The organism is Streptomyces endophyticus (genome assembly GCF_035798155.1).
In the GTDB taxonomy this organism is placed as follows: Bacteria; Actinomycetota; Actinomycetes; order Streptomycetales; family Streptomycetaceae; genus Streptomyces; species Streptomyces endophyticus.
On sequence record NZ_JAOZYC010000043.1, the window covers coordinates 1 to 5,575 of the forward strand.

Here is a 5,575-nt window from a genome sequence, read left to right on the forward strand (position 1 = left end):
TCCCCCAAGAGACGCTACGCCGCCTGCAGCTGCTCGTACGGCCCGACCGTGCGCTCCATCCGCCTGCTGATCCTGCGCCTGGCCGGCGAAAACCCGTCCTGGGGCTACCGCCGCATCCACGGCGAGCTCACCACCCCCGGCATCAAGGTCGCCGCCTCCACCGTCTGGGAAATCCTCAAAGCCGAGGGCATCGAGCCGACCCCCGGCCGAGCTACCACCACCTGGACCGCTTTCCTGCGCTCCCTGGCCGACGTCCTCCTGGTGACGGATTTCATCGAAATCGTCACCCTGACCGGTCGAAGGACCGCAGGGACTTGTCCCGTGGGTACTAGGACATCTGGTCGCGGGCCGCGCCGTCGACGAGACCACCGAACTGCGGGCGGATGACGTCGCCGCGATCGGCTGCCTCGCCCACAACCCCGCACTTCCCTCCATCGCGCCCCACCCGACCACCGGGCCCATCGAGCCGCAGAACGCACAGGAAACCGCCAAACAGGCGGCCCGCGCCCTCACCGTCCTCGGCCAGGCAACCCGCAGCTCCCGCTGGCACCGCCTGCTCACCAAGATCCGGACCAGATGCGGGCCAACTCGGCCCAGCCGCAACCAATTCCACCCATACTCGCAGCTCAGAGGCTATGGCGAGCCCGTACCACCAGCAGACGAAGAACCTTCTTGTTTCATACAGCCCGAAGAAGCTCGGGTTCTTCTAGGTCTCAAGTCGGTTTGTCTGGGGCGCTGTTGCGCCCCAGACGCTCCCGAGGCGGGGCGTTCCCCGACCAGCCACGGACCGCTAATTGCACTCCTGGCAGGCCGATGTCCAGCGCGGGCTACCGGCCTGCGGTAGGAGTCTCGGCGAATCGCTTCTTGTATGCCTTGACGAAATGGCTGCTGTCGGCGAAGTGCCAGCGGGCGGCGATCTCGGAAACGGTGAGGCGTGTCGAGAGTAGCTCTGCCCTGGCACGTTCGAGTCGGCGTTCGCGCACATATGCCATGACCGACGACGTGCCCCCTTGGCCGAACGCGCGATAGAGGGTGCGGACGGACACGTTCAGGGCCGCCGCGATCCCCCCGGGGCCGAGATCGGGGTCGGCGAGCAGCCGGGCCTCTATGTGGTCCATCGCCGCTCTGAGGAGCGCGGGTGCGAACTCTGCGTCGTCGATGATCTGGTCGTTCAGCAGTCCTCTGAACAGTTCCAGGGTCGCGTTGCGGGCGGCCCTGGAGGGGGCAGCACCGAGTCCGTCCGCCAGTTCCGTACAGAGACGGAGGTGGGCGAGCAGAAGGGCCGCGGCGGGTGACGTCTGTTCCGCGGTGACCGCCCGCGTGTTCTTCGGGAAGCGAATCTCGCTCGCGGGGAGGACCAGGGTGATCGCCCGGGTGCCCCGGGCGACCTCGAAGTCCCAGAGATCCTCGTTCCTGCGCGCGCACAGGGTTCCGGCCGCCGCGGTGGCTCTCTGACCTCCCGTGGTGAAGCGCCACTCACCACTGAGGGTCACGCTTGTCACGATCCGGTCCTCGAGGTGCCCACTCGGGCCCCCGGTGGCCCCTGCGATCGCGTCGCTGTACTGGTCCTCCAGGAAGAGGTCGAGCAGGTTCTGCTTCCAGATGCGGGCGCGGTATGTCCCTTCGCTGTGCCTCGGCAGCCGCATCGGCGGCGCCGGCACCGACTCGCCCGCCTGACGCCGCCACTCCCTGAGCAGCACACCGTTCCGGTTCTCGTTCGCGTACGGCACGGTGACGTCAACCATGGGTGTGGAAGGGTTGCCGATCCGCCACGGAGACACGCTGACTTCGGTGCTCATCCGGATCAAGGTACCCCTCCCCCTGGCCATCGACCCCGGCCGGGCTCACCGTGCGGTTCCGGGTGGCAGGGAAGTACAACGCACGGGGCCGACTCGTACAAGTCGCCGGCGTCCGGGCCTTGTGATCATGATCGGACGCCTTCCCGCCTCCCCGGCACGAGCGGGTTTTCTCCCTTGGGACGAGCAGGTTTCGCCGGACCTCCGGGTCCCTGCTTCCGACCGCCTGGGCGCTGATCCGCCTGTCCGGGTCTGTTTCACTCATTAACTGGAGTACTTGGTGTCCGAATCCGTGGTGGCTCTCTTCGAGAGTCTGGTTGGCGCTGAGCCGCCGCACGACGTACCTGTTCTTTTCGACACGGCGTGCGTGATGGGTGGGAGTATCGCGGGGCTCCTCGCCGCACGGGTGCTCTCCGACCGCGCGCGCAGGGTAGTCATCGTCGAGCCCGACGACACATCGGCTGAGGCCGAGTCGCGCTCCGGGGTGCCCCAGGACCAGCAGGTGCACACACTGCTGCCGGCCGGCCGGCTGTGGATCGAGCGGTGGCTTCCCGGAGTTTCGCGGGAGGCGCAGGACCGGGGCGCGTCGCTCGTCGGACCCGACCAGCAGTTTGTCGGCCACGATGACATCCGGCAGGTCCCGGACGGCGCGGATCACCAGTTCCTCGCGGTCGGGCGTCCTCTGCTGGAAAGCCTCGTTCGGGACCGGGTCACCGCCCTGCCCAATGTCTCGGTCCTGCGGGCGCGGGCGACCGGGTTGCGGTACGGCGACGGCGCCGTCGCCGGCGTGCGCTTCGCCGGGCACGGGACCGGGGAGCGGGTGGAGGGGGTCCTCGCGGCGGACTTCGTCGTGGACGCGATGGGACGCTCCAGCAGGCTGTCGAACTGGCTCGGGCTGGACGGTTACGACCAGCCCCGGCTCGAACGGCTGGAATCCCCGGTCAACTACGCGACCGCCCTGTTCGAGCGCCCGGCGAAGTTCTCGGAGCTGGAAGTGGCGACCGTGCTGCAACTGTTCACACCGCGGTACCCGTCGGGCGGAGTGTCCGTCGCGGCGGCGACCGCGATCGAGGAGCAGCAGTGGCTCGTCATGCTGATGGGCTACGGCGACAACCGGCCTGGCAGGACGACCGACGAGTTCCGTGCGCACTGTGCCGCGCTGCCCGCGATCTTGCGCGACATCACCAGCGGCGACGTCACCCGTGAGGTGGTGACGTACCGTCAGGCGGACAGCAGGCGCCGCCACTTCACCGAAGCAGGCCAACTGCCGGCGCGATTGGTCAGCATGGGGGACGCCGTGGCCTCCTTCAACCCTGTCTACGGTCAGGGCATGAGCTCTGCCGCTCTGCACGCCTCCTGCTTGGCCTCCTACCTCGACAGCGGCACCGACCTCGACACAGCGGCAACGGAGTTCTTCCGTCTGCAGCAGGTGGTCGTCGACGCGGCCTGGGCCGTGTCCGCGGGAGGTGACGCCGCCCGCATCGACGCCGAGACCGGTACCGAGGTGCCGGAGGAAGTGCGGCAGCAGCGCCAGGGGATGGCGCAGATTGTCGGCGCCACGCTCGTCGACGCGGATGTGTCACGAGCCTTCAACGACGTCTCCTACATGCTGCGTCATCCCAGCACGCTGTTCGACCCAGAGCTTCTGGGGAAAGCGGCGGCCGCCGCCGAAGGAGCTGCCGAGAAATGACGGACACCACGATCGACCGGTACATCGGCCTGTCGGCCCGGGCGGTGCACGACGACTCGGCGCTCGAAGAACTGCTGACTTGTTCGCCGCTGACGCGATCGTCCGAACAAGGGCTCACCCAAGATCTATTTTGAACAGTCCATCCATAATCCGAACGCTCCGACCATCCGCGCCCAGCCAAGATGAACCCTGTGCGTAGGGCGCAGCGGCTGCGGACTCTGTCAACTGCTCGCTGTCGCCATGGGTGGAGTCTGCGCGGTCGTTGGAGCGTCTATGACCAGCAGGGTCCGATACCGACGGCAGACGCGACGGGCAATGACAAGGGAGAGGTGCACACACATGAGTGGCAATGGCGTCATCGGCGAGTACGGAACGGGACGGGGCGGCCCGGGAGAGCCGTCGGTTCCCGCGCCGAACAAGATGGAGGGGGGTGTCTCGGGAGAGCGAATGGTGCTGTTCACCGACGCGGTGACCGCGATCTCCATCACCCTGCTGATCCTGCCGCTGGTGGACCTCGTCCCCGAGGCTGCGTCCGCCCACGAGGGCGCCAGCGAGGTGATCACTGGCCACCTCAACCAAATCTGGAGCTTCCTGCTCAGCTTCGCGGTCATCGCGAACATCTGGCAGGAGCACCACCGAAGCTTCTCGACGGTCAGTAAGGCCACCCGCCCCCTGTTGGTGTGGAACATGGGGTGGCTGCTGTCGGTCGTCGTGCTCCCACTCCCGACGGAGATGATCGGTGCCTTCGGCAGCGACCGGTTCGTGGCGGCGTTCTACTACGCGGTGCTCCTGGTCAGCATGGTGTGCCGGCTAGCCATGTTGAAGGTTCTCAAGAGCAACCCGGGGATGGTCGAGGGCGATGGCGAAGAGACCCGCCGGAGGATCGCGCACTTGTACACCGACAGTTGCGTCAACGTCATCGCCATGGTCGTCGCGTTTGCCATCGCCCTCGCCCTACCGGTGCTGCAGTACTACAGCCTTCTGCTACTGATCCTGCCGGGACGGCTGCGCTTCACGGGCCGGCGCCGCTCGCACTGATCACGGGGACGGCCAGTGCCCGGGTACCCGCCGGAGCCGCGGCTCGGCGATGCGGCGGCAACAGGGCAGCTGCCCTCCGTACCACCTTCCGGTTGGGGCATTTCAGCGGCAGTGAGCGAGCCGGTTTACCGGCCCCCTCGACAAGTTCACCTGGCGCAGCGAGAACGCCTCCGCCCCTAGCTGTTCACCGAGGCCATCCGGCTGTTCGACGAGCGGGGTTACCAGTCGGCCACCATGGCCGACATCGGCGAGGCGGCGGGCATCGTCGCCTCCGGGGTCTACCGGCACTTCCCCAGCAAGACCGACATGCTGGTCGCCGCCATGAACCGCGGCGGGGAACACCTGCGCACCGGTGCCGACCAGGCCCTGGCCCGCGCTCGCGACCCCCGCGAAGCGCTGGAGCTGCGGCTGCGCGCCCACATCGCCGTCACCATCGAGCACCGTCATCTCGTGGGGATCCTCACCCACGACCGGGGTCAACTCCCCGACAGGGAGCGGGCGGCGCTGCGCCGGTACCAGGCGGACTACCTGGATGTCTGGGATATCTGGGTGCAGGCTCTCAGCGCGGTCCAGGCAGAGCGCGACACCGCAGACCTACGGACCATGGTCCACGCGGCACACGCGATGATCCACGTCGCCGACGACGAACACCTCGAAGAGATCAGTAGGCAACCAACCCAGCCACTTCGGCTTTCCTGACGGTGAACCTAGTCGTGCCGCGTGGGCGGGACGGGCGGGGTCGTGCCGTACGTCGACGTGTCGAATGTGAATGGCGTATGCGGGCGCCAACTGCGTCAGCTGCCGGACTGTGCGCGACGGCAAGGCTCGCGGGCTCGGGCTCGGGCGGCGCCCCGCCGAGAGGTTCCCAGCCCGCGCGGCCACTACATGCCCTGCAGGTCTCGGCCAAGACCTGCAGGTCGAACGGCCGGGCACCCGTGCAGCGGCTGCACCCGACTATCTCTCCGCACGGATCCCGGAAATCTGTAGTGGCTGGAGTAGACATTGGTGGGTGGTGTGGTTATGGTTTCTCTTGTAGCCGAGATCGAGCAAG

5 protein-coding genes and 1 pseudogene are annotated in these 5,575 nt (G+C 67.6%); 5 read left to right on the forward strand and 1 reads right to left on the reverse strand.

Annotated features, from left to right (window positions below; translation table 11 throughout):
* A pseudogene (locus tag OKJ99_RS07105) lies at positions 1–387 on the forward strand (hypothetical protein); the annotation flags it as partial.
* Between the two features lie 440 nt (positions 388–827).
* Here OKJ99_RS07105 and OKJ99_RS07110 read toward each other — a convergent pair.
* Positions 828–1,829: a helix-turn-helix domain-containing protein gene (locus OKJ99_RS07110; protein WP_326014934.1), complete on the reverse strand. Its 1,002-nt coding sequence runs from the start codon at positions 1,827–1,829 to the stop codon at positions 828–830.
* Positions 1,830–2,076: 247 nt separating this feature from the next.
* Between OKJ99_RS07110 and OKJ99_RS07115 the strand changes: the two genes are divergently transcribed.
* From OKJ99_RS07115 to OKJ99_RS07130, 4 genes are all read left to right on the forward strand, one after another.
* Positions 2,077–3,486, forward strand: a complete 1,410-nt coding sequence (locus OKJ99_RS07115) for an FAD-dependent oxidoreductase (protein ID WP_326014936.1) — start codon at positions 2,077–2,079, stop codon at positions 3,484–3,486.
* Positions 3,483–3,620 (forward strand): hypothetical protein, encoded by a 138-nt coding sequence (locus tag OKJ99_RS07120; RefSeq protein WP_326014937.1) that lies wholly within the window; start codon positions 3,483–3,485, stop codon positions 3,618–3,620. The genes OKJ99_RS07115 and OKJ99_RS07120 overlap by 4 nt, the downstream gene beginning before the upstream one ends.
* A 313-nt stretch (positions 3,621–3,933) precedes the next feature.
* Entirely contained in the window at positions 3,934–4,524 is a 591-nt protein-coding gene (locus OKJ99_RS07125; protein ID WP_326014939.1) for a TMEM175 family protein, read from the forward strand.
* A gap of 201 nt (positions 4,525–4,725) precedes the next feature.
* Positions 4,726–5,223 carry a TetR/AcrR family transcriptional regulator gene (locus tag OKJ99_RS07130; RefSeq protein WP_326014940.1) on the forward strand — a complete coding sequence of 166 codons (498 nt, stop codon included), beginning with the start codon at positions 4,726–4,728 and terminating at the stop codon, positions 5,221–5,223.
* The last annotated feature ends 352 nt before the right edge of the window (positions 5,224–5,575 follow it).